Source organism: Lysobacter sp. A421 (genome assembly GCF_054052145.1).
Window position 1 is genome coordinate 593574 of record NZ_JBSVRL010000001.1, and the last position, 25790, is coordinate 619363.

A 25790-nucleotide genomic window follows, 5' to 3' on the forward strand; every position below is an offset into this window, starting at 1 on the left:
CCGGTCCGTCTGGCCGGCAAGTTGTATCCCGGTCGCCACGACACGGGCGCGACCCGAACGGGATGTGACGGCGCCGTATCAGAACACGGTGCTGAGTATTTTCAGTCCGCCGACCCATACGCCAATCGCCGTGCCCATGCTGGTCAGGAAGAAGTTCAGCAGTATCCGTGCGACCCGGTTGCGCCACCAGCCACGCATGGTCTGCACGTCCGTACGCAAGGCCATGAAGTCGGCGTAAGTCGGCTTGCGCAGCGTGGCCTCGGCCAACGCACTGAGCATTCCCGACCCCAGTGCAGGGTGCAATGGCGTAATCGGGGAGACCAGGAAGGCGACCAGGATGCTCAACGGGTGCCCGCCGGCGATCGCGCAACCGGCCGCGCCCAGCAAGCCGGTCGCCAGCACCCATTGCAGCAGCAACTCCGAGCCGACATCCAGGCCGCCTTGCGAGAAGCCCCAGGCGAAGCCGCCGATCACGATGGCACTCACCACGATACTGACCCACGGGATTCCGCTCTTCTTCGGCAGCGACTCCAGCTCCTCGCGGATCGCGGTCGGTGCGGAGGTCTCCTCGCGCAGATGCCGGGCCAGCCCTTGCAGGTGACCGGCGCCGACCACCGCCAGCACCTCGCGTGAGCCGTCGTTGTTGGTGTCCTGGCGGATCTCGCGCAAGCGAGCCGCCATATACCGATCGCGTTCGGCAATCACCGTCTCGTAGACGGCCGGGCTTTCGCTGGCGAACTCGTTGAAGCTCGCCTCCAGCATGTCGCCCTGCTTGAGTTTTTCGATCTCCTCGCTGCCGACCTCGTCATCGGCAATCAGACTGACCAGCAACCCGCCGCCCAGCTTCGCGCGTCCCCAGAACCCGAGCCGGGACGAGGCGCGTTTGAAGGTCAGGCCGACGTCGCGATCAATCAGGTGCACGGGCAATTCGCGTGCCCGGGCTTCCAGAACCGCGCGCTTGAGTTCGGCGCCGGGTTCCACGCCCAGTTGCTCGGCGAGTCTGCGTTGGTAGGCGGACAGGGCAAGGTTGGCGGCAAACATCGCGGTCTTGCCGGAACGGATCACCTGGACCAGGTCAAGCTTGGCCATCGAGTCCGCATCAGTGAGGGCATTGAGGCGGGGTGCGTCCAGCTCTACCGCGACCGCATCGTAGTTGCCGCTGGCGATCGCGGCGGCAACCGCTTCAACGCTGGCCCGTGATACGTGGGCGGTGCCCAGCAGGGTGTAGCGCACGCCGTCGCGCTCGACGACTTCATGTGGCTGCCCACGCAGGAAGTCCGGGGTAATGTCGTCCACGGTGGTATCAGTCATCAAGCGGCAACCAGTTGGAGCAAGGGGGAATGTGACGGTGGCACTGTGCCGGGTTGGACGCGCTGCGCCGGCGAAGGTTCAATCCCGGTAGCGCTTGAGCAAGTCGCCATAGGCGTCGATGCGGCGATCACGCAGGAACGGCCAGATCCGCCGGACGTCCTCGCTGCGTTGCATGTCGACTTCGGCCATGAGGATTTCCGGCTCACTGCCAGCCTCGGCGAGGAACTCTCCCTGTGGCCCCAGCACGTGGCTGTTGCCCCAGAAGTCCACTCCTGACGTCCCCAGGGGCGAGGGCTCGTGGCCGACACGGTTGCAGCTCAGCACCGGCAGGCCGTTGGCTACCGCATGACCGCGGTGACTGATGATCCAGGCATCGCGCTGGCGGTTCTTTTCGGCCTGGTCGTCTTCGGGGTCAAAGCCGATCGCAGTGGGATACAGCAGCAGCTCGGCGCCAGCCAATGCCATCAACCGGGCTGCTTCCGGGTACCACTGATCCCAGCACACCAGCACGCCGAGGCGACCCACCGAGGTGTCGATCGGCTCGAAACCCAGGTCGCCCGGGGTGAAGTAGAACTTCTCGTAGAACCCCGGGTCATCCGGAATGTGCATCTTGCGGTACTTGCCGGCAATGCTGCCGTCGGATTCAAGCACCACGGCGGTGTTGTGGTAAAGCCCCGCCGCGCGACGCTCGAACAATGAGCTGACCAGCACCACGCCATGCTGCCGTGCCAGTTTTCCGAGACGCTCGGTGCTGGGGCCGGGGATCGGCTCGGCAAGGTCGAACTCGTCGACCGACTCGTGCTGGCAGAAATAGGGGCCGTTGTGGATCTCCTGCAACAGGACCAGCTTTGCACCCTGCCTGGCCGCCTCAGCCACGCGCTGTTCAATCAACCCCAGGTTGGCGTCGGCGTTGCCGGCTCCCTGGTCGATGATGGCGCGCTCCTGGATCAGCGCGACGGGAAGGGTCTTGTTGCTCATGATGATTCCATTGGCTGGGATCGCTGCCGGACGGCAGGCGGAACCAGCCCCGCCGGCAGCTGCATGGTGATGCAGTGCAAGCTGCCGTTCTGCCAGATCAGCGAGCGACACGGGACCTGTACGATTTCACGGCCCGGGAATGCCTTCGACAATACTGCCGCGGCGGCCGTATCGGCGATGTCATCGTAGGCGGGCATCAGCACTGCGCCGTTGATTACCAGGAAGTTGGCGTAACTGGCGGCCAGGCGACGTCCGCCGTCGACCACGGGCCTGGGCCATGGCAGCGGAAAAAGCCGGTAAGGCTGGCCGCTGCGAGTGCGCAAGGCCGACAGCTCGGCGCCCATCGCCTGCAGTTCGGCGAAATGGGAGTCATCCGGGTCGTCGCAGGCCTGGTAAACGATGGCATCGGTCGCGGCGAAGCGGGCGAGGGTGTCGATGTGGGCGTCGGTGTCGTCACCCTCCAGATAGCCGTGATCCAGCCACAACACCCGGTCCTGCTGCAACCAGCCAGCCAGTTGTTGCTCCAGCGCCGTTCTGGACGCATCCGGGTGGCGCTCGCTCAAGCATCTCCACGTGGTGAGGAGCGTGCCGGCACCATCGGTTTCAATGGCGCCACCTTCAAGTGCAAAATCAATGGCTTGCCGGGAACTGTCAATGAAGATTCCGAGATCACTCAGGGCTTCCACCAAGCGGTCATCGCGGCTGGCCTGGAATTTTCCGCCCCAACCGGTGAAGCGGAAATCCAGCAGCCGGTAGCCGTCGGTTGTCACCAGGGTGATGGGGCCGGAATCGCGTAGCCAAGTGTCGTCATAGGCAATCTCGATGAACGTGACTTGCTCCATCTCGACCCGTGCCGAAGCCAGGCGGGCGCGTGCATAGGCCTCGACGTCTTCATCGGCGACGCAGACAAGCACCGCCTGGAAGCGGGTGATTGCCGCGACCAGGGCGATATACGTCTCTTCGACGTCGCCCAGATGCTCGGCCCAGTCAGTGCCTGCGTGCGGCCAGGCGATCAGGATCGCCGATTGGGGTTCCCACTCGGCCGGAAAGCGCAATAAATCAGTCATCGATCAGGTCGGTTCATAGTGAGCGGTCACAAGATCGCCGGTTTCGGGCCGATCTCGCTGGTGTCGGCCTGGTTGGCAACCACGTCGATCACGCGGTTGTTCTCAAAGTAGACGGTAAAGGCGGGGTAGGCCCAGCGGTTGATGGTCGGCCATTGCTGCTTTTGCCCGCCACGTGGGTCCAGCCGTTGCGCGGGCGCTCCGAAGCGGGCTTCGACCTGTCCCATGCTTTGACCACGGGCCGGCACGGTCGCCGGGTTTTGCTGCTGGACGCGCTCGATCAGCAAAGTTTCTGCCGAAGCGGTGCTGCCCAGGGTCAATAATGCGAGCAACGAAAGTGCGATAACGCCGGTCTTCATCATCATGTCCCCATTCCCCATGCAAGAAGGCTTGGATTGTAAGCGCAAGGCCGCCGCAACTGGCAGCGCACGTCACGGATCGACGACGCCGGCTTCAAGGCGCCGGCTTCAACACGCCGGTTCCAGCACGCCGGTTCCAGCATGGGAAGGCCAGATGCGAGAAAGCCGCCCGGAGGCGGCTTTCTCGACCAAGCGCAGACGCGCCCGCAGAATCAGCGCTGACGCGCCTTGAAACGCGGATTCGACTTGCAGATCACGAAGACCTTGCCACGACGGCGAACGACTTTGCAGTCGCGGTGACGGGTCTTCGCCGACTTCAGGGAGTTCACGATCTTCATGACAAACCTCAGGCAACGGATGGATAAACGAGTAAGCCGGCGATTCTAGCGGGTCTTTGCGTGGCAGATCAAGGGGGTAGGGCGCTTTTATCCAGCAGGTGCCGGACAACGCTTGCATCCACGCATAATAGGGCATGACCAAAACACCCTTCATCGCAAATGACCCCGCCGCATCGCCGGTGCTGACCATCGACGGCCCCTCCGGATCGGGCAAGGGCACCATCAGTCGCCTGGTCGCGCGCCGGCTGGGCTGGCACTACCTCGACTCCGGCGCGCTGTATCGCGCCATCGGCGTTGCCGCCGGCTGGGGCGACATCGACCTGGCGGATCCTTCCGCGCTGGTGCGCTGCACCTTTGACACCGAAATCGGCTTTCGCGAGGTCGGTGAGGAGTTGCAGGTATGGGTGAACGGTACCGACGCCACCCACGAGCTGCGCACCGAAACCGCGGGGGCCGCCGCGTCCGCGATTGCCGCCATTCCCGAGGTGCGTGCGTCGTTGAAGGATCGCCAGCGCGCGTTCCGGCAGCCCCCGGGACTGGTCGCAGACGGCCGCGACATGGGCACCGTCATCTTCCCCGACGCCGCCCACAAGGTGTTCCTTACTGCCAGTGCCGAGGAGAGGGCGGGCCGGCGCTATAAGCAGTTGAATGACAAGGGGGTTTCCGTTACCTTAAGCGGTCTGCTACGGGAGATTTTGGCCCGTGACGCCCGTGACGCGAGTCGTGCGGTGGCGCCGCTGCGACCGGCCGATGACGCCGTGACCGTCGACACCACCGGAATCGGCATCGATGAGGTCGTCGAGCATGTCCTGAGCCTGATGACCGCGTAGCAGGGATCATCGCTTCAAATTTACCTGTTCCAGATTTATCTGTTCCAGATTTACTCGTTCCAACTCTACCCGTCGCAATCCCGCGGCGGATCAACCAACCGACACATGGTGCAGCTGCATCGCACCACATCAACGGGTGGGTCGACCACGTGCTGCTTGCGTTTGCCTCTGCGGGAAACGATGCCAGCCGGTGCGGCCCGTGTGTTCAATCGGATATTTTCCAATGACCGAATCATTTGCAGAACTGTTCGAACAAAGCGAGCAATTCCTCGCGAAGCTGAAGCCTGGCTCCATCGTGGTGGGCACCGTCGTCGAAGTTCGTACCGACGTGGTAGTCATCAATGCCGGCCTGAAGTCCGAAGGCATCGTGCCGATCGAACAGTTCCGTAACGACGACGGCGAGATCGACGTCGCCGTGGGCGACCAGGTGAAAGTCGCCCTGGATGCCATCGAGAATGGCTTTGGCGAGACCGTGCTGTCGCGCGAGAAAGCCAAGCGCGCGATGGTGTGGGACGAGCTTGAGGAAGCGCTCGAGAAGAACGAGACCATCACCGGCCGCATCAGCGGCAAGGTCAAGGGTGGTTTCACCGTCGACATCAAGGATGTCCGCGGCTTCCTGCCGGGTTCGCTGGTCGACGTGCGCCCGGTGCGCGACTCGACCTACCTGGAAGGCAAGGAACTCGAGTTCAAGCTGATCAAGCTGGACCGCAAGCGCAACAACATCGTCGTCTCCCGCCGTGCGGTGGTCGAGAGCGAGCACTCGGAAGAGCGCGAGCAGTTGATGGAGAAGCTGGTCGAGGGCGCGATCCTGAAGGGTGTGGTCAAGAACCTCACCGACTACGGCGCGTTTGTGGACCTGGGCGGCATCGACGGCCTGCTGCACATCACCGACATGGCCTGGAAGCGCGTGCGCCATCCGTCCGAAGTGGTGGAAGTGGGCGCCGAGCTGGACGTGCGCGTGCTCAAGTACGACAAGGAGCGCAACCGCGTCAGCCTCGGCCTCAAGCAGCTGGGCGAGGATCCGTGGGACAACATCGCGCGCCGCTACCCGGCCGACACCCGCGTGTTCGGCAAGGTCTCCAACGTCACCGATTACGGCGCGTTCGTCGAGATCGAGCCGGGTGTGGAAGGCCTGGTCCACGTGTCCGAGATGGACTGGACCAACAAGAACGTCAACCCGTCCAAGATCGTGCAGGTCGGTGACGACGTGCAGGTCATGGTGCTGGACGTGGACGAGGAGCGTCGCCGCATCTCGCTGGGCATGAAGCAGGTCTCGTCCAACCCGTGGGAGACCTTCGCGGTCCTGCACAAGAAGGGCGACAAGGTCGAAGGCCAGATCAAGTCGATCACCGACTTCGGCATCTTCATCGGCCTGGACGGCGGTATCGATGGGCTGGTGCACCTGTCCGACATCAGCTGGAGCTCCACCGGCGAGGATCTCGCCCGCGAGTTCAAGAAGGGCGACACCCTGGAAGCCGTCGTACTTGCAGTCGACCCGGAGCGCGAGCGCATCAGCCTCGGCGTCAAGCAGATGGAGCAGGATCCGTTCGGCCAGTACATGGCGTCGAACACCCGCGGTTCCATCGTTACCGGCACGGTCAAGGAAGTCGACGCCAAGGGTGCGACGATCGAACTGGCCGACGGCATCGAAGGCTACGTGGCGGCGCGCGACATCTCCAAGGATCGCGTCGAGGATGCCAGCAAGGTGCTCAAGGTTGGCGACGAGGTGGAGGCACGCTTCATTGGTATGGACCGCAAGGGCCGGACCATGCAGCTGTCGATCAAGGCGAAGGACGAGGCGGAGATGCAGGAAGCCGTGTCCGACTACAACCGTGCCAGTGCCGATGCGGCGAGTGGTACCACCAAGTTGGGTGCGCTGCTGCGCGAGCAGCTCAACAGCAATAAATCCGAGTGATTTCGGTTGCGCTGCCTGATTCAGGCAGCGCATGGGTCCTCGCCAGTGCTATCGCTGGTGTTGGCCACAAGGACGGCCCGGCCTTGGCCGGGCCGTCCTTCGTTTGGGGTGCCGTCGATGATGGCGTCACCGCCTTCGAGCTGATTTCCGCGCGTCTGGTAACGTTCCTTCAAGAGCACCCGCATTGCCCATGACCAAGTCAGAGCTAATCGAGATCCTGGCCCAGCGCCAACGCCACCTGAAGGGTGAAGACGTGGATTTGGCGGTGAAGGCACTGCTGGAAATGATGGGGGGCTCGCTGGCCGATGGTGAGCGCATCGAGGTACGTGGTTTCGGAAGTTTCTCTTTGCACTACCGCGCGCCACGCATGGGCCGGAACCCCAAGACCGGTGAATCGGTCGCGCTGTCGGGCAAGCATGTGCCGCACTTCAAGCCCGGCAAGGACCTGCGCGAACGCGTTTGCGATGCCACGCCGCTGGAAGAGGCCGACTAGGGCGGGCGGTACTTTTGTACACGCGCTTGCGTACACGTGGGGGCTGTTCAGCTAAGCTGTACGCCTAGCAGGAACCGACCGGAGGCTGTCATGCGTTTGATCCGATTGCTCATTGCAATTGCGTGCCTGGTACTGGGCGCCATCGTGGGAGCGCTCAATTTGCAGCCGGTAAGCATCGACGTGGGTTTCAGCCACATACCTGCCAACCTTGGCATCGCGCTGATCGTGGCGCTGTTGCTCGGGGTGGTGATCGGTGGGCTTGCCCTGAGCGCCAGCGTGATATTGCCGTTGCGCCGTCGCCTCGCACTCGCTGAGCGCAGCCGCGACGTGACGAAGTCACTGGATGGCGGGACCTGACCGGTGGAGTTCATCAACGAGTGGTTCTGGTTTTTCCTGTTGCTGCCGATTGCGGCGGTAAGCGGTTGGGTGGTCGGTCGCCGCGGCGGCGAGCGCCATAGCAGCACCCAGGTCAGTCGGCTTTCGACAACGTATTTTCGCGGACTCAACTATTTGTTGAATGAGCAGCCCGACAAGGCGATCGAGCTGTTCCTGCATATCGCGGAGCTGGACAAGGAAACTTTTGAGACCCAGGTCGCCCTGGGCCACCTGTTCCGTCGTCGCGGCGAGGTTGACCGTGCGATTCGCCTGCACCAGGCACTGGTGCAGCGTCCGGGCCTGAGTGACCAGCAAAAGGTCCAGGCCCTGCTCGCGTTGGGCGAGGACTATATGCGTTCGGGCCTGCTGGACCGGGCCGAGACCGTTTTCAGTGACCTGGTGGACCTCGACATGCGGGCGCCGCTGGCGCTGCGTCACCTCATCAACATCTATCAATCCGAGCGCGATTGGGACAAGGCGATCGAAAACGCACAGCGTTACGAGTCAGCCACTGGCGAATCAATGGGCAAGTTGATTACCCAGTTCGAATGCGAGCTGGCCGACCGACATCGTGCCGCCGGCGACGTCCAGGCCGCTCGCGCCGCCGTTGCCCGTGCCTACCAAGCCGATGCGAACTCGGTACGTGCGGGCATGCTCGAGGGTCGGCTGGAGGTTGACGCCGGCAACGATGCCGGTGCCATCCGCGCGTTCGAGCGAGTCGCGCGAACCGACCCGGACTACCTGCCAGAGGTCATGCCGGCGTTGCTGTCGTGTTACGAAAGAGTGGACGATGGCCCGGGTGCCCGTGCGTTCATGGCCGAGATGTGCGAGCACTATCGCGGCATCGCACCGGTACTGGCGCTGACGCGGATGGTCGAGAGTCAGGATGGGGTGGCGGCCGCGCGCGCCTACCTGGCCGAAGAGCTGAAAGATCGCCCTTCGGTCCGCGGCGAAGCGGCGTTGATGGAGCTGAGCATTGCCGAAGGTGCGGATCCATTGGCAACCTTGCACGACCTCAAACACATCACCGACCAGCTGCTCGTACGCAACCCCAGCTACCGATGCAATCGTTGTGGCTTTGGCGCGCGCAGCCACCATTGGCAGTGCCCGAGCTGCAAGGAATGGGGCACGGTCAAGCCATTGTTGAACTACGCTGTGGTCTGACACCGTGCTGGCCTGGTTGTTCCTCCACGCCTCGGTCGCCGCCGTTGGCACCTGGTTGGCGCGCCGTTATGCGCTCCAGCGTGATCTTGTCGATCATCCTGGCGAGCGGCGCAGCCATCATGTTGCCACCCCACGAGGCGGCGGTATCGCGATCGTGGCTGCGTTGCTGGTGGCGTCGGCAGCACTGGCATTTCGTGACCCGGCCTACCGGACCCTGCTGGCGGCTTTCGCCAGCGGCCTGGTACTGGTGGCCGGTGTGGGCCTGGTGGATGATCACCGGCCGCTCTCGCCCTGGTTGCGACTTGCCGTACATGGGTTGGCCGCGGTGTTGTTCGCTATTGCTGTCCAGCTGACATCCGGCAACCCCTGGGCTGGTGTGGCGGCGTTGGTGCTGGTGATGGTCCTGACCAATGTCTGGAACTTCATGGATGGGATCAACGGTCTGGCGGCCAGCCAGGCGGTGTTGCTCGCCGTCGTGGTGGCGTTGCTGCTCGGTGGCGTGTGGGGCTTGTTGGCCGCGGCGCTCGCCGCCGCGTGCCTCGGGTTCGTGCCGTATAATTTTCCCCGCGCCCGGATATTCCTGGGCGACGTGGGCAGCGGCGCCATCGGTTTCTCGATTGCCGCACTGGTCGCGGTCGGCGTCGCACGGATCGGTACGCATGCCGGTTGGCTGCTGCTGCCGTTGTCGGCATTCCTGGTCGACGCTGGCCTTACCCTGCTGCGTCGCGTGCTTCGCGGCGAACGCTGGTGGGTCCCCCATACCCAGCACGCGTACCAGGTATGGGCGCGCCGGGATGGTCATGTGATGGTCACATTGGCCTATGCAGGCTGGACAATAATTGCCGGCATCGCGGTGGTCGTCATGTTTGGAACCAGCACAATGGTCCTGCTTTGCAGCTGCGCAGCGTGGTATACGTCTGCCGCTTTTGCATGGTGGGTATTGCAACGTATTGAATCGGCAGCTCCCATGTCGACCCAGAAGGATCGCGAATGAGCGCATGGAAGGATCGTTGGTCGTCGTCGGCACCGCGGATAGCGGTGGTATTGCACGATCTCGCGATGGTCTGGGTGGTATGGCAGGGCTTGCACCGGATGCGTTATGGGGTGATGTTGAACCCACCCGAAATGACGTGGTGGTCGACTGAAATCGCATTGGTACTGGCTGCCCAGGGCCTGGTGTTCTGGCAGATAGGTCTTTATCGCGGTCTGTGGAGATTCGCGAGCGTTCCCGACCTGTGGAATATCTTCAAGGCGTGTGCACTTGGGCTGTTCGCAATCGTACTGGGGCTGTTTCTTTACAATCGGCTGAACCTGGTTTCGCGCACCGTCCTGGTGCTGTATCCATTGGTCCTGATGGGCATGCTCGGTGCGCCGCGACTGTTGTATCGCGCATGGAAAGACAGCCGGATGGACCGGGGCCATGGTGCTTCGATACGGATCCTCATTCTTGGCGCTGGTGGTTCCGGTGAGGCATTGGTCCGCGACCTGCGGCGCGTCGGCACGTATCAGCCCGTAGGTTTCCTGGACGATGCCTCTCGCCTGCGTGGCTCCAAGGTGCAAGGCGTGCCGGTGTTGGGCCGGGTCGCGGATGTAGCCGAGATCGCACGCGAGACCGCTGCACGCTTGCTGGTGATCGCGATGCCGTCGGCCGATGCGAAAGCCATGCAGACAGTGGTGGCGTCTTGTGAGCGCTCGGGGTTGCCGTTCCGGATGGTGCCGCGCTTGCTCGACACCCTTGAGGGTCGTTCGCTGCCGGGTGAACTGAAGGAAGTGGCCATCGAGGATCTGCTGGGTCGCCAACCGGTGCTCCCCGACTGGAAGGCCATCCGCAGTTGGTTGGGCGCTCGCTCGGTGCTGGTCACCGGCGCCGGCGGCTCGGTTGGTTCGGAGCTGTGCAAACAGTGCGCCCGCCACGGTGCGCGCCGCATAGCTCTGGTGGAACAGGACGAGCTGGCGCTGATCACCGTGTTGGCCAACCTGCGCCGGGATTTTCCCGACCTGGAGTACATCCCGGTACTCGGTGATTGTGGTGATCCGGCCGTCATTGATTACGCACTGCAGGCTGCAGAACCGGAAGCCGTGTTCCATGCGGCCGCCTACAAGCACGTGCCGCTGCTGGAAACGCAGTTGCGCGAAGCCGTCCGTAACAACGTGCTCGCTACCGAGACGGTGGCCAGAGCCTGCCGTCGGGAGGAGGTCGGGACTTTCGTGTTGATCTCCACCGACAAGGCGGTCGATCCCGGCAACATCCTTGGTGCAACCAAACGGCTTGGGGAGATGGTCTGCCAGTCGTTGGTCGACCATCGCAGCACCCGCTTCGTGACGGTGCGCTTCGGCAACGTGCTCGACTCCGCTGGCAGCGTGGTGCCGTTGTTCCGCGAGCAGATCCGCCGTGGTGGGCCGGTGACCGTTACCGATCCCGAGGTAACCCGCTACTTCATGACCATCCCCGAGGCCTGCCAGCTGATCCTGCAAGCCTCGGCAATCGGCACCCATGAGGCAATCTATACGCTCGACATGGGTGAGCCTATACCGATCCGCTTGTTGGCCGAGCAGATGATCCGGCTTGCCGGCAAGCAGCCCGGGCGGGACGTGTCCATCGTCTATACCGGCTTGCGCCCGGGCGAGAAGCTGCACGAAGTGCTGTTCCACGCAGATGAATGCTACCGCGCCACCGCGCATCCGAAGATCCTGCAGGCGGAGCCACGTGCGGTTGTTGCCACCGACATCCATGCCGCGCTGAGGCAGTTGCGCGACGCGTGCGGAAGCTACGATCTGGAACGTCTGGATACACTGGTGCACTCGACCGTCCCGGAATTCCAATCCATCGGCATGCATCCACAAGCCACGGTCGAGCCCTCCACCGTAGTGGCGTTCCCCTCGCGCACGGCAAGGAAAGTCTGATGTCGCAACGTATCCGCAAGGCAGTATTCCCGGTTGCGGGGCTCGGAACCCGGTTCCTGCCCGCCACCAAGACCGTCCCAAAAGAGATGTTGCCGATCATCGACCGGCCACTGATCCAATACGCGGTAGACGAGGCGATCGAGGCGGGATGCGATACGCTGGTATTCGTCACCAATCGCTACAAGCACGCGGTCGCCGATTACTTCGACAAGGCTTACGAGCTTGAGGAAAAGCTTGAGCGTGCCGGCAAGCTGGAGCAGTTGGAGCTGGTCCGCAACCCGTTGCCCAAGGGAGTGCGGGCGGTGTTCGTCACCCAGACCGAGGCGCGCGGGCTGGGCCATGCGGTGCTTTGCGCCAAGCCCGTGATTGGTGACGAGCCCTTTGCGGTGCTGCTGCCCGATGACCTGATCTGGAACCGCGGTCCGGGCGCACTCAAGCAGATGGCTGATGCCGCCGAGGCCACCGGCGCCAACATGATCGCGGTGCAGGACGTGGAGCGCGAAAAGACCGCCAGCTATGGCATCGTGGCGACGGAGGATTTTTCCGACCGTCAGGGACGCATCCGCGCGATCATCGAAAAGCCCAAGCCGGCTGATGCGCCCAGTACGCTGGCGGTGGTCGGTCGCTACGTCCTGAGCCCGCGCATCTTCGAGTTCCTGGAAACCACCTCGCCGGGGTCGGGCGGTGAAATCCAGCTGACCGACGCGATCGCGCGGTTGCTGGTCGAGGAGGCCGTCAACGCCTACCGCTTCCAGGGCACACGCTTTGATTGCGGCACCCATATCGGCCTGATCGGGGCGACGATCCGTTACGCGCTTGATCACGAGAAGCTGAGCCTCGCCGCCCAGGCACTGATGAGCGATGCGCTGAAGGAAATGGGTGTCACCGAGCTGGAGTAATCATCGTTTGACTTTTCACGCGCCGGTCGGCTGACTGGCGCGATGGCCCTTTCCTACTACCAAGCCACGCTTCCGGCGCTGGCCCCCCGTTATCCGGCGTTGCAGAGCACACGCGATGCGCGCGCATGCGTGATCGGCGGTGGATTCGCCGGACTCAATACCGCGCTCGGCCTGGTCGAGCGTGGCGTTGGCGATGTCGTGCTGCTCGAAGCCGACCAGATCGGCTTCGGGGCTTCGGGCCGCAACGGCGGCTTTGTCTTCGGGGGGTTCTCGCTGGGTGAGGCATCCTTGCTGGCGCGGGTGGGGGCACGGCGGGCGCAGGCGATGTACGGCGGCACGATGCAGGCGGTGGAGTTGATTCGCCAGCGCATTCATCGCCACCGGATTGATTGCGATGTGGTCGAGGCCGGGGTGATCTGGGCCAACTGGTTCCGCGATCCCTCGGTGCTCCGGGCACGACAGCAACTGCTGGCCGAGCACTATGGCGTTGACTGGCAGTGGTTGCCGAAATCCGAACTGCGCAATCTGGTTCATAGCCGGCGCTATGGCGATGGCCTGTTCGAAGCCAATGCCTTCCACTTCCACCCGCTCAAATACGCGCTGGCTCTGGCCCGGACCGCTGTCGAAGCAGGGCTGGCCGTGCATGAGCGCAGTCCGGCGGTGTCGCTGCAGCGCAAGGGGGCGGGGTGGCGGGTAACCACGCCGGAAGGGCAGGTCGACGCCGAGCAGGTCGTGCTTGCCTGCGGTGGCTACCTGGCCGGTCTGGATCGCAGGGTCGATGCCTCTGTCATGCCGATCGCCACTTACGTGATGACCACCGAGCCGCTGGGATCGCGCATGGACGAGATCATGCAGACCCGCGCGGCGGTCTACGACAGCCGTTTCGCGTTTGATTACTACCGGCCGTTGCCTGACACGCGGCTACTATGGGGCGGGCGGATATCGGTGCGGGACCGTTCGCCGGAGGCGGTGAAGCGGTTGCTGTATCGCGACATGTTGAAGGTCTTTCCGCAGTTGGAAGGCGTGGCGGTCGATCACGCCTGGTCCGGCCTGATGAGTTACGCGCGCCATCAGATGCCGCAGATCGGACTGGCCGACGACGGTCTCTGGCTCGCCCAGGCGTTCGGAGGCCATGGTGTGGCCCCGACCACGTTTGCGGGCGAACTGGTGGCGTCGGCGATTGCGCAGGGAGATGTGCGCTGGCGTGAATTCAACGAGTTCGGTCTGGCTCCGGCATGGAAGCCGGCCGGCCAGGTGGCGGCGCAACTGAGTTACTGGTGGGCCGGCCTGAAGGATGGATGGAAAGCGGCAAAAGAGGGCAGTCGATGAGTGGCGTTGAATCCATAAGCTGGGACGACTTCGAGAAGGTCATGCTGTGTGTTGGCACGGTGAGGCGTGTCGAGCCATTCCCGGAAGCGCGGAGATCTGCCTGGAAGCTCTGGGTCGATTTCGGCGTCCACGGCATCCGCAAGACCAGCGCGCAGGTACGCGAGCTCTATGAACCCGAAGCGCTGCTGGGAAAACAGATCGTCGGAGTGCTCAACTTTCCGCCCAGGCAGATCGGGCCTTTCATGTCGGAGTTCCTGCTGACGGGATTCCCCACGGAGACCGGCGTGGTAATCACCACGGTCGACCGCCCGGTTCCGGACGGCACCCGAATGGCCTGAGCAGCGCACCAAAAAACCAGGACCGCAGTGGCGACCCTGGTTTGTGTTGAGGTATCACGGGCGGGTAGCGGTCTTGCCGGTCCGCGGCAAGCTCAGAGCGACTCGAAAATACCCGCAGCACCCATGCCGGTACCGATGCACATGGTCACCATGCCGTACTTCTGCTGGCGGCGACGCATGCCATGCAGGATCGTCGCGGTGCGTACCGCGCCGGTCGCGCCCAGTGGATGGCCCAGCGCGATGGCGCCGCCCAGTGGATTGACCTTGGCCGGGTCCAGGCCGCAATCACGAATCACGGCCAGCGACTGCGCGGCGAACGCTTCGTTGAGCTCGATCCAGTCCAGTTGGTCCTGGGTCAGGCCGGCTTGCCTGAGCGCCTTGGGGATGGCTGCGATCGGACCGATGCCCATCACTTCGGGACGCACGCCAGCGACGGAGAAACTGACAAAGCGCGCCAGCGGCGTCAATCCGTAGTCCTTGATTGCCTGCGCCGAGGCAAGCAATACCGCGCCGGCACCATCGGACATCTGCGAGCTGTTGCCGGCGGTCACGCTGCCGCCGAACTGGCCGTTGCGGAACACCGGACGCAGTCTGGCCAGTCCTTCGATGGTGGATCCCATGCGCGGACCTTCATCGGTATCGACCAGGACCTTCTTCTCGCGGATGGTGTTGCGCTCCAGGTCGGGCAGGTGGGAAATCACCTCCAGTGGGCTGATCTCGTCGGTGAACTCGCCGGCCTCGATCGCCGCCAGCGCCTTGAGGTGTGACTGGAGGGCGAACGCGTCCTGGTCCTCACGACTGACCTTCCATTCCTCGGCAACCTTCTCCGCGGTGATGCCCATGCCGTAGGCGATGTTGACGTGGTCGTCCTTGAACACGTTCGGTGAGAGCGCCACCTTGTTGCCCATCATCGGCACCATCGTCATCGACTCGGTACCGCCGGCAAGCATCAGGTCGGAGTTGCCCAGGCGGATCTGGTCGGCTGCCAACGCCACCGCCTGCAGGCCCGAGGAGCAGAAGCGGTTGATGGTTTGTGCGGCGATGGTGTCCGGCAACCCGGCCAGCAGTACGCCGATGCGGGCCACGTTCATGCCTTGCTCGCCTTCGGGCATCGCGCAGCCAATGATGGCGTCGTCGATGCGGTTCACGTCGATCCCCGGCGCCTGGGCAATCACCGCCTTGAGTACGTGGGCGAGCATGTCGTCGGGACGGGTGTTGCGGAACGCGCCGCGCGCCTTGGCCACCGGGGTGCGGGTGGCGGCGACGATGTAGGCGTCTTGAACTTGTCTGGTCATTTGGTTTTCAGCCTCTGTTATGGGGCGAAACGGTTTGGCGAAGGTTGTTTTTCAGCCGAGTGAGGGTCAATTACGCAGCGGCTTGCCGGTCTTGAGCATGTGCGCCACGCGCGCCTGGGTCTTGGGCATCTGTGCCAGGGCGACGAAGTGCTCGCGCTCCAGCTTCAGCAACCAGTCCTCATCGACGAGCGAGCCGCGGTCGACCTCGCCGCCGCACAGCACCGTGGCGATGCGGGTGGCGATCTCGTAGTCGTGCTCGGAGATGAAGCGGCCCTCCAGCATGTTCACCAGCAGCATCTTGAAGGTGGCGATGCCGACGTCGCCGGCGACCTGGATCCTGCGCGCCGGCAATGGCGGACGGTAGCCGGACTCGGCCAGGGCACGCGCCTGGGACTTGGCGACATCCAGCAGCTCGAAGGCGTTGAATACGACCACGTCGCTCTTGCGGGCCAGTTGCAGCGATTTGGCCTCCATTGCCGAGGTCGCGACCTTCGCCATCGCGATGGTCTCGAACACGGTCTTCAGCTCGGCGAAGACATCGCCGTTCGGGCCGGCGGCGTCGGACGCGCGGACGGCCAGCTCCTTCAGGCCACCTCCAGCAGGCAGCAAGCCGACGCCGGCCTCAACCAGTCCGACATAGCTTTCCAGCCCGAGCACCGTGCGGGCTGCGTGCATCTGGAACTCGCAGCCGCCACCCAGGGCGAGGCCGCGAACCGCGGCCACCACCGGCACCAGTGAATACTTGATGCGTTGGCTGGTGCGCTGGAAGTTCGCCACCATCGCATCGAAGCCCTTGATGTCGTTGGCCTGCAACAGGCCCAGTGCGCCGGACAGGTCGGCGCCGGCGGAGAAGGGCTCCTTCGCCTGCCAGATCACCAGCCCGGCGAACTCCTTTTCCGCCCGCGAAACCGCTTCCTGCAGGCCATCCAGCACCTGGTCGGATACGGTGTTCATCTTGGTCTTGAAGCTGACCACGGCGATGTCGTCGCCTTCGTCGGCCCACATCCGCAGGCCGTCGTTTTCGAACACCGTGCGGCCCTGCGAGAACTTCTCGCCCAGCAGCGCATCCGGGAAACGCTGCCGCGCGTACACCGGGTTGGACGAGCGCGCCACCATGGTGTCGCGTCCCGGGCTGTAGCTGCCGTCGGTGGAGTGCACGCCGTCGCGGCCGTCGAACGCCCAGTCGGGCAGGGTGGCGTTGCTCATCGCATGACCCGCGACGATGTCCTCGGCAATCCATTCGGCGACCCGCTTCCAGCCCGCGGCCTGCCAGCTCTCGAACGGACCGACCGACCAGCCGTACCCCCAGCGCATGGCGAAGTCGACGTCTCGCGCGGTCTGGGCGATGTCCTTCAGGTGGAAGGCGCTGTAATGGAAGGTGTCGCGGAAGCAGGCCCACAGGAATTGCGCCTGTGGATGCTCGCTGGCGCGCAGGGCGGCGAATTTCTTCGCCGGGTCGCGCTCCTTCAGCAGCGCCGCGACTTCCGGATCAAGTTCGGCCGCTGATGGACGGTAGTCCTGGCTCTTCAGGTCCAGCACCAGGATGTCCTTGCCGCGCTTGGTATAGAAGCCGGCGCCGGTCTTCGCCCCCAGCGCGCCTTTATCGACCAGCCCGGCCAGCCACTTGGGCGCCTTGAAGTATTGGTGCCAAGGGTCATCGGGCAGGGTGTCGGCCATGGTCTTGATGACGTGCGCCATGGTATCCAGCCCGACCACGTCCGCAGTCCGGTAGGTCGCCGACTTCGGCCGGCCGATCGCGGGGCCGGTCAGCGCATCGACGGTATCGAAACCGAGCTTGAACTGCCCGGTGTGATGCATCGCGGCCAGCATCGAGAACACACCGATGCGGTTGCCGATGAAATTCGGAGTGTCCTTGGCGATCACCACGCCCTTGCCCAGGGTGGTGGTCAGGAACGTCTCAAGGCCTTCCAGCACGGCGGCATCGGTGCTGCGGGCCGGGATCAGCTCCGCCAGGTGCATGTAGCGCGGCGGATTGAAGAAGTGCACGCCGCAGAAGCGGTGGCGAAGCTCCTCGGGCAGTACTTCGGCCAGCTTGTTGATACCCAGCCCGGAGGTGTTGCTGGCCAGGACGGTGTGGGCCGGTACGTGCGGGGCGATCTTCTTGTACAGATCCTGCTTCCAGTCCATTCGTTCGGCAATCGCCTCGATGATCAGGTCGCAATCCTCCAGCTGCTTCAGACCGGTCTCGTAGTTGGCCGCCACGATCCTGCCGGCGAGCGCCTTGTCGGCCAGTGGAGCGGGGCTGAGCTTGGCCAGGTTGGCGATGGCCTTGGTGACGATCCCGTTGGGGTCGCCTTCCTTGGCCGGCAGGTCGAACAACACCGTATCGACCCCGGCATTGGTCAGGTGCGCGGCGATCTGTGCACCCATGACGCCGGCGCCGAGAACCGCTGCACGACGGACAAGTAGTTTGTTAGACATGGTCTGTAACTCCTTGGAAAATCGTATGTTTATTAGGTTAGTTTTTGAAGCCGGCGGCGGCGAACCGGATCAGTTCGCGGGCAGCCCGCTCGCGGTGGGCCTTTTCCAGTACGCCCGAGGGCCGTTTGATCAAGCCGAAATCGGCCATGGCATAGGTCAATGCGCCCGCCAGGAAATCCAGGCGCCAGTACAGCTCGGCCTTGCTCAGTTCCGGCAGGCACACGGCAATCGCCTTGGCAAAGTCACGCAGGACATGGCCGTAGCGCTCGGACAGGAACTTGCGCAGGCTGTCGTTCTTCTCCGCATAGGCGCGTGCGACCACGCGCACGAACGCCGCGCCGCCATGGCGATCCTGGGCAATGGCCAACGCGGGCTCCACGAAGGCCGCCAGGATTGGCTCCAGCTCCCGCGGTTGCAGCTCGACGGCGGCTTTCAAGGCCGCCAGCCGCTGCGCGCTCATGTCATCCATGCGTCGGCGGAACACCTCATTGACGAGGTTTTCCTTGCTGCCGAAGTGGTAGTTGACCGCGGCCACGTTGACGTCGGCACGGCTGGTGACCTGGCGGAGTGACGTCCCCGAGAAGCCGTGTTGTGCGAACAGCTCCTCGGCGGCTCCGAGGATTCGGTCCTTGGTTGAGAATTGGGTGGTCGGAATCATGCGAAAGCCCTGTCGGATGTAACCGGAAATGCCGTCTAATCAAACGCTTGTTTGATGCTAGGCCTTGCGATATGAATCGTCAACGCCGATAGCGCCAGGATGACGGCCCCAAAGCGCGTTTCCCGTTCGGATTTCCGTTAGAATTACCGCAGTCACACAAGCCAAACCCGCGTCCAGGCGCGGGTTTTTCTGTTACCCTCGGGCGTGGATCTTTCCAACCTTGCATAAGGTCGCCGCCCGCCCAATCGGAGATATCCCATGGCGCTGGAGCGCACTCTTTCCATCATCAAGCCCGACGCCGTTGCCAAGAACGTGATCGGCGAGATCTACGCCCGGTTCGAGAAAGCCGGCCTGAAAATCGTTGCCGCCAAGATGAAGCACCTGTCCAAGGCCGAGGCCGAGGGCTTTTACGCGGTCCACCGTGAGCGCCCGTTCTTTGCCGCGTTGGTGGAGTTCATGATCTCCGGCCCGGTGATGATCCAGGCGCTGGAAGGGGAAGGTGCGGTACTCAAGCATCGTGACCTGATGGGCGCGACCAACCCGAAGGACGCGGCGGCCGGCACCATCCGCGCCGACTTCGCCGACAGCATCGACGCCAACGCGGTGCATGGTTCAGACAGCCTGGAAAATGCGGCGACCGAGATCGCCTACTACTTCCCGGCCACTGACATCCACAGCCGTTGATTCCATTGGCATCGGGTCCACCCTTACGGACCCGATGCCTGCTCTGCCCAACAGAACCACAAGGCCATGACCCCGACCCGCGCAAATAACACCATCGACATCATCCTCGCCGACGCCGGTAACCCGGCAGATGCGACGTCGCCGGTTCCTGCGCCGTTGTCGGCCGGCGCGGCACCGAGGAAGAACATCTTCGACCTCGATCGCGTCGAGCTGGAAGACTTCTTCGAGGGAGTCCTGGGTGAGAAGCGCTATCGCGCGCACCAGGTGATGAAGTGGATCCATCACCGCTACGTCACCGATTTCGACCATATGACCGACCTGGGCAAGGTCCTGCGTGCCAAGTTGCAGGAGCACGCCGAGGTCCGGGCGCCCGAGGTCATCCTGGAGCAGCCGTCGGTTGACGGTACCCACAAGTGGTTGATCGGCATGGACCCGAAGAACGCCATCGAGGCGGTATTCATACCCGACAAGGGTCGCGGCACCCTGTGCGTATCCAGCCAGGTCGGCTGCGCGCTCAACTGCTCGTTCTGCTCCACCGGTACCCAGGGCTTCAATCGCAATCTGACTACCGCCGAGATCATCGGGCAGGTGTGGGTGGTTGCCCGCCACCTGGGCAACCTGCCGCACCTGCGTCGTCGCCTGACCAACGTGGTGATGATGGGGATGGGCGAGCCACTGATGAATTTCGACAACGTCGTGCGCGCCATGAGCATCATGCGCGACGACCTTGGCTATGGGTTGGCCAACAAGCGCGTCACCCTGTCCACCGCCGGCATGGTGCCGATGATCGACAAGCTCGGCGAGGTGAGCGACGTGTCGCTGGCGGTCTCGCTGCACGCGGCCAACGATGAGTTACGCACCCAGTTGGTGCCGCTCAACAAGAAGTACCCGATCGACCAGTTGATGGCGGCGTGCCAGCGCTACGTCATGCGCAAGCCGAAGTCGTCGATCACCTTCGAATACACCTTGATGAAAGGCGTCAACGACCAGCCCGAGCACGCCCGTCAGTTGGCCCGGCTGATGCGCCAGTTCGACAACGCCACCCAGATGAAGGACGCGGCGAAGGTCAACCTGATTCCGTTCAACCCGTTCCCGGGCACGCGCTACGAGCGCTCGACCGAGACCGATATCCGCGCGTTCCAGAAGCTCCTGCAACAAGCCAGGGTGCTGACCACGGTGCGTCGGACCCGTGGCGAGGACATCGATGCGGCGTGTGGCCAGTTGAAGGGCCAGGTGATGGATCGGACCCGCCGCCAGGCAACGTTCCGCAAGACGCTGGCGGCACAGGGGATTATCGATGTCAGTACGTGAGTGCCGGACCAGGTATCGGACGCGTGGCGTGGTGGTCGTCGCAGCCGTAATGCTGGCGATGATCGCGTTGTCCGGGTGCAGTCGGCTGACTTTCGTCAAGCCTGACGTCAGTCGAGGCGGCCCCAAGTACGTCAAGCCCGAAGTCTCGATGACCCCTGACAGCTATGACAAGGCTAGCGCTGCGGCACGTATCGAGGTGAACAAGGCTCAGCAGGCCTTGCGTGCTGGCGACTATGCCGGTGCAGCCGGGGCCACAAAGGAAGCCCTGCGCCTCGCTCCGGATTCCGCGCCCGCCCACACGCTCGCTGCGCTGATTGCGGAGCACAACGGCGATGACCGCAAGGCCGGGGTGCACTATCAAAAGGCCCTGGAACTGGCGCCGCTCCAAGGCGGCATGCATAACAATTACGGGACATGGCTGTGTAGCAATGGCCGTGCCGAAGAGTCGCTGCAATGGTTCGACCAGGCACTGTCCGATCCCACTTACCCGACTCCTGCGGTGGCGATGGCGAACGCGGGCACCTGCGCCCAGAAGGCTGGTCAAGCCGCGCAGGCCGAACGCTACCTGGAGCGGTCGCTGGAACTGGAGCCTGAGAACCCGGTTGCTCTGGCGGGGATGGCGCAGCATAAATTTCGCACCGGTGATGCGTTTCATGCCCGTGCATTTTCGCAGCGCCGGCTGGCGGCCGCACCGGCGGATGCGGCATCATTGTTGCTAGCGTCACAAATTGAGCACAAACTTGGCGACACAGAAGCCGCTGCAGCGTACGTTCAGCGGCTACGGGGGGAGTTCCCGGGCACGTCGGGATCCGGAACGGGGGTTGACGGAAAGCAATGATGCAGTCCAAACAGGTCGCTTCAAGCGATGTCGAAGGATGTGGCGCACGCCTCAGGCAGGCGCGCGAGGGTGCAGGGTTGACGATTGAAGAAGTGTCGTCGCGACTGAAAATGCCACTCAGGGTAATACGCGCCCTTGAAGCCGACGACTGGAGCCAGGCGGGGGCGCCGGTCTTCGTGCGCGGCCAACTGCGGAGCTACGCAAGATTACTGGGCATCAATCTGGACCTGGACCTGCATCGGGCCGAGATCGACAATAGTGCTCCGCCCGAATTGATCAGCCACACCCACACGCCGCGTTATCGGCGTGTGCTGGATCAGGCAAGCCGACGGGCGGTGTATATCGCACTGACCGCCGTGATTGCATTGCCCGTCTGGTTGACCACGCGTCCGCATTTTTCCGGCACGCCACAAGTCGAGTCGCTGGAGATTCCGGCGGTGACAAAACTTTCTGTGGACCCGATGGATATGGAGCCAATCACTCCATCGGCCCGACGCACTCCCCTAATCGCCTCCATGGGGTCGCTGCATGCACCCGCCACCGTCGACGAGGCGGGGTTGTCGCTGCGTTTCAGTGGGGACAGCTGGGTTCAGGTGTTCGGCCCGGATGGGCAGGTGCTTGAGCAAGGATTGATCGGCGGCAACGAGCGTCGCAGCTATGCGCCTGGCCAGGTGAGCCGCATCGTGCTGGGCAACGTGTCCGCGGTCGAGGTGCGTAACCACGGCGAATTCGTCGATCTGGAGCCGTTCAGCCGCGCGAACGTGGCACGCTTTACGCTATCCTCTGAGGGTTCGCTCGCGCCGGTCATCGACTGACCGGGTCACGCGTTCGATATCTCACGGCCCGTCACCCGGGCTCGTCCGCAAACCGACGGTCCCGGCGTTGTTCGCCGGGGCTGGATAGCATGGCAGTCCTTCGATGGCATTAGACGATCCACTAGACGAACACGAGCAAAGCGAACGCGTGCTGGAATGGCTGCGCACCAACGCCCTGGGACTGGTCGGCGGCCTGGTTTTGGGGCTCGCCGCCATCAGCGGGTGGAAGTGGTGGCAGCAGGACCAGCATAATCAAGCGTTGGGCAAGGCGGACCAGTATCAGGCCGCGGTTACCGCGATCATGGGCGGCGACGACACGTCCGCTGCCAAGGTGGCGGCGCTGGGCGACACCGTTTACGCAAACCTGGCCACGCTGCAGCTGGCGGCATCGCAGGTCGAAGCAGGTCAGGGCGATATCGCGATCGAGACCTTGAGCGGGATCCAGCCGAGTGACCCGGCGGTGGCGAGCATCGTCGACCAGCGGCTTGCGCGATTGCTCGTGGATGCGGGGCGGACTGACGAGGCGCTGGCCTTGCTTGCTGACGCGTCCAGCCCCTCGGCATTGGAAACACGGGGCGATGCCCAGTACGCGCTGGGCCAGACCGACAAGGCCAGTGAGGCATACAGCCAAGCACTGGTCGCGCTGGATGTCGCATCACCACAACGGCAAATACTCGAGCTCAAACTCACCCAGGTCGGGGGTGTGCCAGCGACGCGTGATGCAACCGGTCCCGCTGCCGCCAACCCCACGCCCGCCAATCCCGAGGCGCAGTCTTGATGAAGCAGCTCTCAACAACGCCCGTGCCGAACCAGCGCCCACGCAATCGCATGGCCCGGGCCATGCTGGTACGTGGCAGCGCGGTATTGCTATGCGCGTTCGCGCTCTCGGGCTGCAGCACGATCAAGGGCTGGTTCAGCAGCGACAAGGAAGACGCGCTCAAGCCAGCAGCATTGGTGGAGTTCAGTCCGTCGGCCACGGTGACCAAGCTGTGGTCCGCCAATGCCGGTAAAGGCGAGGGAGTATTGGGCGCGCGTCAGGGCCCTGCCATCGCCGATGGCAAGGTCTATGCGGCGGCGGTCGAGGGCGGTGTGCATGCGTTTGACCTGAAGACCGGCCAGAGCATATGGAATTACCCCAGTGAGCTGGAACTCAGTGGCGGCCCCGGCGTGGGTGACGGCGTGGTTGCCGTCGGCAGTCTGGAGGGTGACGTGATCGCGCTGGATGCGGCGACCGGCGCGGAGAAGTGGCGGGCGAAGGTCGGCAACGAGATCATCGCCGCTCCTGCGGTTGGACTGGGCATGGTGTTCGTGCGCTCCAATGATGGCCGGATCAGTGCTTTCGACATCAGCAACGGCGAACGTCGCTGGTTCTGGAATCATGACGTCCCGATGCTGTCGGTGCGGGGTAACGATGCACCGGTGATTGGTCCGGGTTATGTGTTTATCGGCAACGATGACGGCAGCGTCTCGGCGTTGGCCGCGGACGATGGCGTCGAGTTGTGGCGCGAAGTGGTCGCTCCTCAAGACGGTCGTACCGAACTGGATCGGATGGCGGACATTGATGGTGCTCCGGTGCTGGATAACGCCACCCTGTACGCGAGCAGTTTCAAGAACAAGACGATGGCGATCAACGCGCCCAACGGACAGCCGATGTGGCTCAGCGACCACGGGGGCGCGGGCAAGATTGCGGTCGCCCCACAAGTGCTGGTCATATCCGACAACGGTGATGCGGTGATTGGCCTGTTCAAGCAAAATGGCGCGGCCATGTGGACTCAGGCGGCCCTGGCCCGGCGCAAGTTGACCTCTCCGGCGATCCAGGGCGAATACGCCGTGGTTGGCGATTACGAAGGCTATCTCCACTGGTTGGCGCTTGATGACGGCGCGTTTGTTGCCCGCACCCGGGCCAGTCGCGATCCCTTGCTGGCCACGCCACAGGTAGCCGAGGGGATCCTGATCGTGCAGGACACCGATGGTAAACTGAGTGCGTTCCAGTTGGGGCAGTAGCACTTTTCTTTCTTTTTTTTTTGATCGGACAACCCCAAATGCTCCCGCTAGTCGCCCTCGTGGGTCGTCCCAACGTCGGGAAGTCCACCCTGTTCAATGCGCTCACGCGCACCCGCGACGCGCTTGTCCACGATCAACCCGGAGTCACCCGTGACCGCCACTACGGCGTGTGCCGGCCGGAAGGTCAACGGCACTTCGCGGTGGTTGATACCGGTGGTATCGCCGGCGAAGCCGAGGGTCTGGTCGGCGCGACCACGCGCCAGGCCCGCGCAGCGGCCGTCGAGGCCGATCTGGTTTTATTCATCGTCGACGGCCGCGAAGGCGCATCGACGCTGGACGACGATATCCTCGCCTGGCTGCGCAAGACCGCACGGCCAACTTTCCTGGTGGTCAACAAGACGGACGGGCTGGATACGCAGGCGGCGTTGAACGAGTTCGCCCGCTACGGTTTCAGCGATGTGATTGCCGTGTCCTCCGCGCATCGCCAGGGCATCGACGAGCTGATCGAACAGGTACTGGAACGGGTGCCTGACGAGGGCGAGTCCGCCGAGCTCGACCACGATCCCGCCCGCATCCGGGTCGCCTTCATCGGCCGGCCCAACGTGGGCAAGTCGACCCTGGTCAACCGCCTGCTGGGAGAGGAGCGGATGATCGCCTCCGATATACCCGGCACCACACGTGATTCGGTTGCGATCGACATGGAGCGTGATGGTCGCCTGTACCGGTTGATCGACACCGCCGGCCTGCGCCGCAAGTCACGCGTCGATGCGGCGGTGGAAAAATTCTCGATCATCAAGACCTTGCACGCCATTGAGCAGTGCCAGGTCGCCGTGATCATGCTGGACGCCAACGAAGGGGTCACCGACCAGGACGCCAGCGTGCTCGGATATGCGCTGGACGCCGGCCGCGCGTTGGTGATCGCAGTCAACAAGTGGGACGGGCTGAGCGATTACCGACGCCAGCAGGCCGAGTCGCTGCTGTCGCGCAAGCTGTCGTTTGTCGAATGGGCGGAAGCGGTGCGAATCAGCGCCCAGCACGGTTCTGGTCTGGGCGAGCTGTTCAAGGCTGTCCACCGGGCACACGCGTCGGCGATTCACGAGTTCAGCACCAGCGAAGTCACCCAGGCCATCGAGGCGGCTTATGTGGCCAATCCGCCGCCGGTGGTTCGTGGGCATGTCGCCAAGCTGCGTTATGCACACCCGGCCGCCAATAATCCGCCGACCTTTGTCGTCCACGGCAACCGGTTACGCACCCTGAGTGACAGCTACAAGCGCTACCTGGAAAATTTCTTCCGCAAGCGCTTCAAACTGGTGGGTACCCCGGTGCGGTTCATCTTCAAGGAAGGTGCGAATCCTTTCGAAGGCAAGAAGAACGTGCTTAACGAGAAGCAGATTGCCAAGCGGCGTCGGTTGATCCGGCACGTCAAGCGCGGATAGGACGCTGCAG

At 63.6% G+C, this 25790-nt stretch carries 25 protein-coding genes; 17 read left to right on the forward strand and 8 right to left on the reverse strand.

Going from position 1 to position 25790, the window contains the following annotated elements; all coding sequences use genetic code 11:
* Positions 1–78: 78 nt before the first annotated feature.
* The 5 genes from ACW7G6_RS02755 to ykgO all read right to left on the reverse strand — a co-directional run bounded on the left by ACW7G6_RS02755 (position 79) and on the right by ykgO (position 4050).
* Complete coding sequence (locus ACW7G6_RS02755) at positions 79–1296, reverse strand: TraB/GumN family protein (protein WP_456997710.1); 1218 nt, start codon at positions 1294–1296, stop codon at positions 79–81.
* Between the two features lie 93 nt (positions 1297–1389).
* Entirely contained in the window at positions 1390–2289 is a 900-nt protein-coding gene (locus tag ACW7G6_RS02760; RefSeq protein ID WP_456997515.1) for a carbon-nitrogen hydrolase, read from the reverse strand.
* A complete protein-coding gene (locus ACW7G6_RS02765; protein WP_456997516.1) occupies positions 2286–3356 on the reverse strand; it encodes an agmatine deiminase family protein in 1071 nt (356 codons plus the stop codon). Before ACW7G6_RS02765 ends, ACW7G6_RS02760 begins: the two co-directional genes overlap by 4 nt.
* 26 nt (positions 3357–3382) lie before the next feature.
* Positions 3383–3733, reverse strand: a complete 351-nt coding sequence (locus ACW7G6_RS02770) for a hypothetical protein (protein ID WP_456979355.1) — start codon at positions 3731–3733, stop codon at positions 3383–3385.
* 191 nt (positions 3734–3924) lie between these two features.
* On the reverse strand, positions 3925–4050 hold the full coding sequence (ykgO, locus tag ACW7G6_RS02775; RefSeq protein ID WP_456961425.1) for a type B 50S ribosomal protein L36: 126 nt from the start codon (positions 4048–4050) through the stop codon (positions 3925–3927).
* A gap of 134 nt (positions 4051–4184) precedes the next feature.
* On the opposite strand from ykgO, the gene cmk reads away from it, so the two are divergent.
* From cmk to ACW7G6_RS02825, 10 genes are all read left to right on the forward strand, one after another.
* A complete protein-coding gene (gene cmk, locus ACW7G6_RS02780; protein ID WP_456979356.1) occupies positions 4185–4880 on the forward strand; it encodes a (d)CMP kinase in 696 nt (231 codons plus the stop codon).
* 223 nt (positions 4881–5103) lie between these two features.
* Positions 5104–6795, forward strand: a complete 1692-nt coding sequence (gene rpsA, locus ACW7G6_RS02785; protein ID WP_456979357.1) for a 30S ribosomal protein S1 — start codon at positions 5104–5106, stop codon at positions 6793–6795.
* Between the two features lie 190 nt (positions 6796–6985).
* Positions 6986–7288, forward strand: coding sequence for an integration host factor subunit beta (locus tag ACW7G6_RS02790; RefSeq protein ID WP_456979358.1), 303 nt, complete (start codon positions 6986–6988; stop codon positions 7286–7288).
* 90 nt (positions 7289–7378) lie between these two features.
* Complete coding sequence (locus ACW7G6_RS02795; protein ID WP_456997517.1) at positions 7379–7645, forward strand: lipopolysaccharide assembly protein LapA domain-containing protein; 267 nt, start codon at positions 7379–7381, stop codon at positions 7643–7645.
* A 3-nt stretch (positions 7646–7648) separates the two neighbouring features.
* Positions 7649–8827, forward strand: a complete 1179-nt coding sequence (gene lapB, locus ACW7G6_RS02800) for a lipopolysaccharide assembly protein LapB (protein WP_456979360.1) — start codon at positions 7649–7651, stop codon at positions 8825–8827.
* Positions 8828–8834: 7 nt separating this feature from the next.
* Positions 8835–9821, forward strand: coding sequence for a lipopolysaccharide biosynthesis protein (locus tag ACW7G6_RS02805; protein ID WP_456979882.1), 987 nt, complete (start codon positions 8835–8837; stop codon positions 9819–9821).
* Positions 9818–11731 carry a polysaccharide biosynthesis protein gene (locus ACW7G6_RS02810; protein WP_456997518.1) on the forward strand — a complete coding sequence of 638 codons (1914 nt, stop codon included), beginning with the start codon at positions 9818–9820 and terminating at the stop codon, positions 11729–11731. The genes ACW7G6_RS02805 and ACW7G6_RS02810 overlap by 4 nt, the downstream gene beginning before the upstream one ends.
* The gene (gene galU / locus ACW7G6_RS02815; protein ID WP_456979362.1) at positions 11731–12630 is read left to right on the forward strand and encodes a UTP--glucose-1-phosphate uridylyltransferase GalU; all 900 of its coding nucleotides are present in this window, start codon (positions 11731–11733) and stop codon (positions 12628–12630) included. Before ACW7G6_RS02810 ends, galU begins: the two co-directional genes overlap by 1 nt.
* Before the next feature lie 42 nt (positions 12631–12672).
* Positions 12673–13959, forward strand: coding sequence for an NAD(P)/FAD-dependent oxidoreductase (locus tag ACW7G6_RS02820; protein WP_456997519.1), 1287 nt, complete (start codon positions 12673–12675; stop codon positions 13957–13959).
* Positions 13956–14297 carry a tRNA-binding protein gene (locus ACW7G6_RS02825; protein WP_456997520.1) on the forward strand — a complete coding sequence of 114 codons (342 nt, stop codon included), beginning with the start codon at positions 13956–13958 and terminating at the stop codon, positions 14295–14297. Before ACW7G6_RS02820 ends, ACW7G6_RS02825 begins: the two co-directional genes overlap by 4 nt.
* A 92-nt stretch (positions 14298–14389) precedes the next feature.
* On the opposite strand, the gene ACW7G6_RS02830 is transcribed toward ACW7G6_RS02825, so the two are convergent.
* The 3 genes from ACW7G6_RS02830 to ACW7G6_RS02840 form a co-directional block, all read right to left on the reverse strand.
* Complete coding sequence (locus ACW7G6_RS02830; RefSeq protein ID WP_456997521.1) at positions 14390–15592, reverse strand: acetyl-CoA C-acyltransferase; 1203 nt, start codon at positions 15590–15592, stop codon at positions 14390–14392.
* Positions 15593–15658: 66 nt separating this feature from the next.
* Entirely contained in the window at positions 15659–18034 is a 2376-nt protein-coding gene (locus ACW7G6_RS02835; protein ID WP_456997522.1) for a 3-hydroxyacyl-CoA dehydrogenase/enoyl-CoA hydratase family protein, read from the reverse strand.
* Positions 18035–18071: 37 nt separating this feature from the next.
* Entirely contained in the window at positions 18072–18692 is a 621-nt protein-coding gene (locus ACW7G6_RS02840) for a TetR family transcriptional regulator (protein ID WP_456961438.1), read from the reverse strand.
* 258 nt (positions 18693–18950) lie between these two features.
* Between ACW7G6_RS02840 and ndk the strand changes: the two genes are divergently transcribed.
* The 7 genes from ndk (at position 18951) to der (ending at position 25780) form a co-directional block, all read left to right on the forward strand.
* Entirely contained in the window at positions 18951–19376 is a 426-nt protein-coding gene (gene ndk, locus ACW7G6_RS02845; protein ID WP_456997523.1) for a nucleoside-diphosphate kinase, read from the forward strand.
* Positions 19377–19442: 66 nt separating this feature from the next.
* Positions 19443–20687: a 23S rRNA (adenine(2503)-C(2))-methyltransferase RlmN gene (rlmN, locus tag ACW7G6_RS02850; protein WP_456997524.1), complete on the forward strand. Its 1245-nt coding sequence runs from the start codon at positions 19443–19445 to the stop codon at positions 20685–20687.
* A gap of 49 nt (positions 20688–20736) precedes the next feature.
* Positions 20737–21525: a type IV pilus biogenesis/stability protein PilW gene (gene pilW, locus ACW7G6_RS02855; protein ID WP_456979369.1), complete on the forward strand. Its 789-nt coding sequence runs from the start codon at positions 20737–20739 to the stop codon at positions 21523–21525.
* The gene (locus tag ACW7G6_RS02860) at positions 21522–22340 is read left to right on the forward strand and encodes a helix-turn-helix domain-containing protein (protein WP_456997525.1); all 819 of its coding nucleotides are present in this window, start codon (positions 21522–21524) and stop codon (positions 22338–22340) included. The genes pilW and ACW7G6_RS02860 overlap by 4 nt, the downstream gene beginning before the upstream one ends.
* A 103-nt stretch (positions 22341–22443) precedes the next feature.
* Positions 22444–23118: a YfgM family protein gene (locus tag ACW7G6_RS02865; RefSeq protein WP_456979371.1), complete on the forward strand. Its 675-nt coding sequence runs from the start codon at positions 22444–22446 to the stop codon at positions 23116–23118.
* A gap of 62 nt (positions 23119–23180) precedes the next feature.
* The gene (bamB, locus tag ACW7G6_RS02870) at positions 23181–24344 is read left to right on the forward strand and encodes an outer membrane protein assembly factor BamB (protein WP_456979883.1); all 1164 of its coding nucleotides are present in this window, start codon (positions 23181–23183) and stop codon (positions 24342–24344) included.
* 38 nt (positions 24345–24382) lie between these two features.
* Positions 24383–25780, forward strand: a complete 1398-nt coding sequence (der, locus tag ACW7G6_RS02875; RefSeq protein WP_456979372.1) for a ribosome biogenesis GTPase Der — start codon at positions 24383–24385, stop codon at positions 25778–25780.
* Positions 25781–25790: the final 10 nt, after the last annotated feature.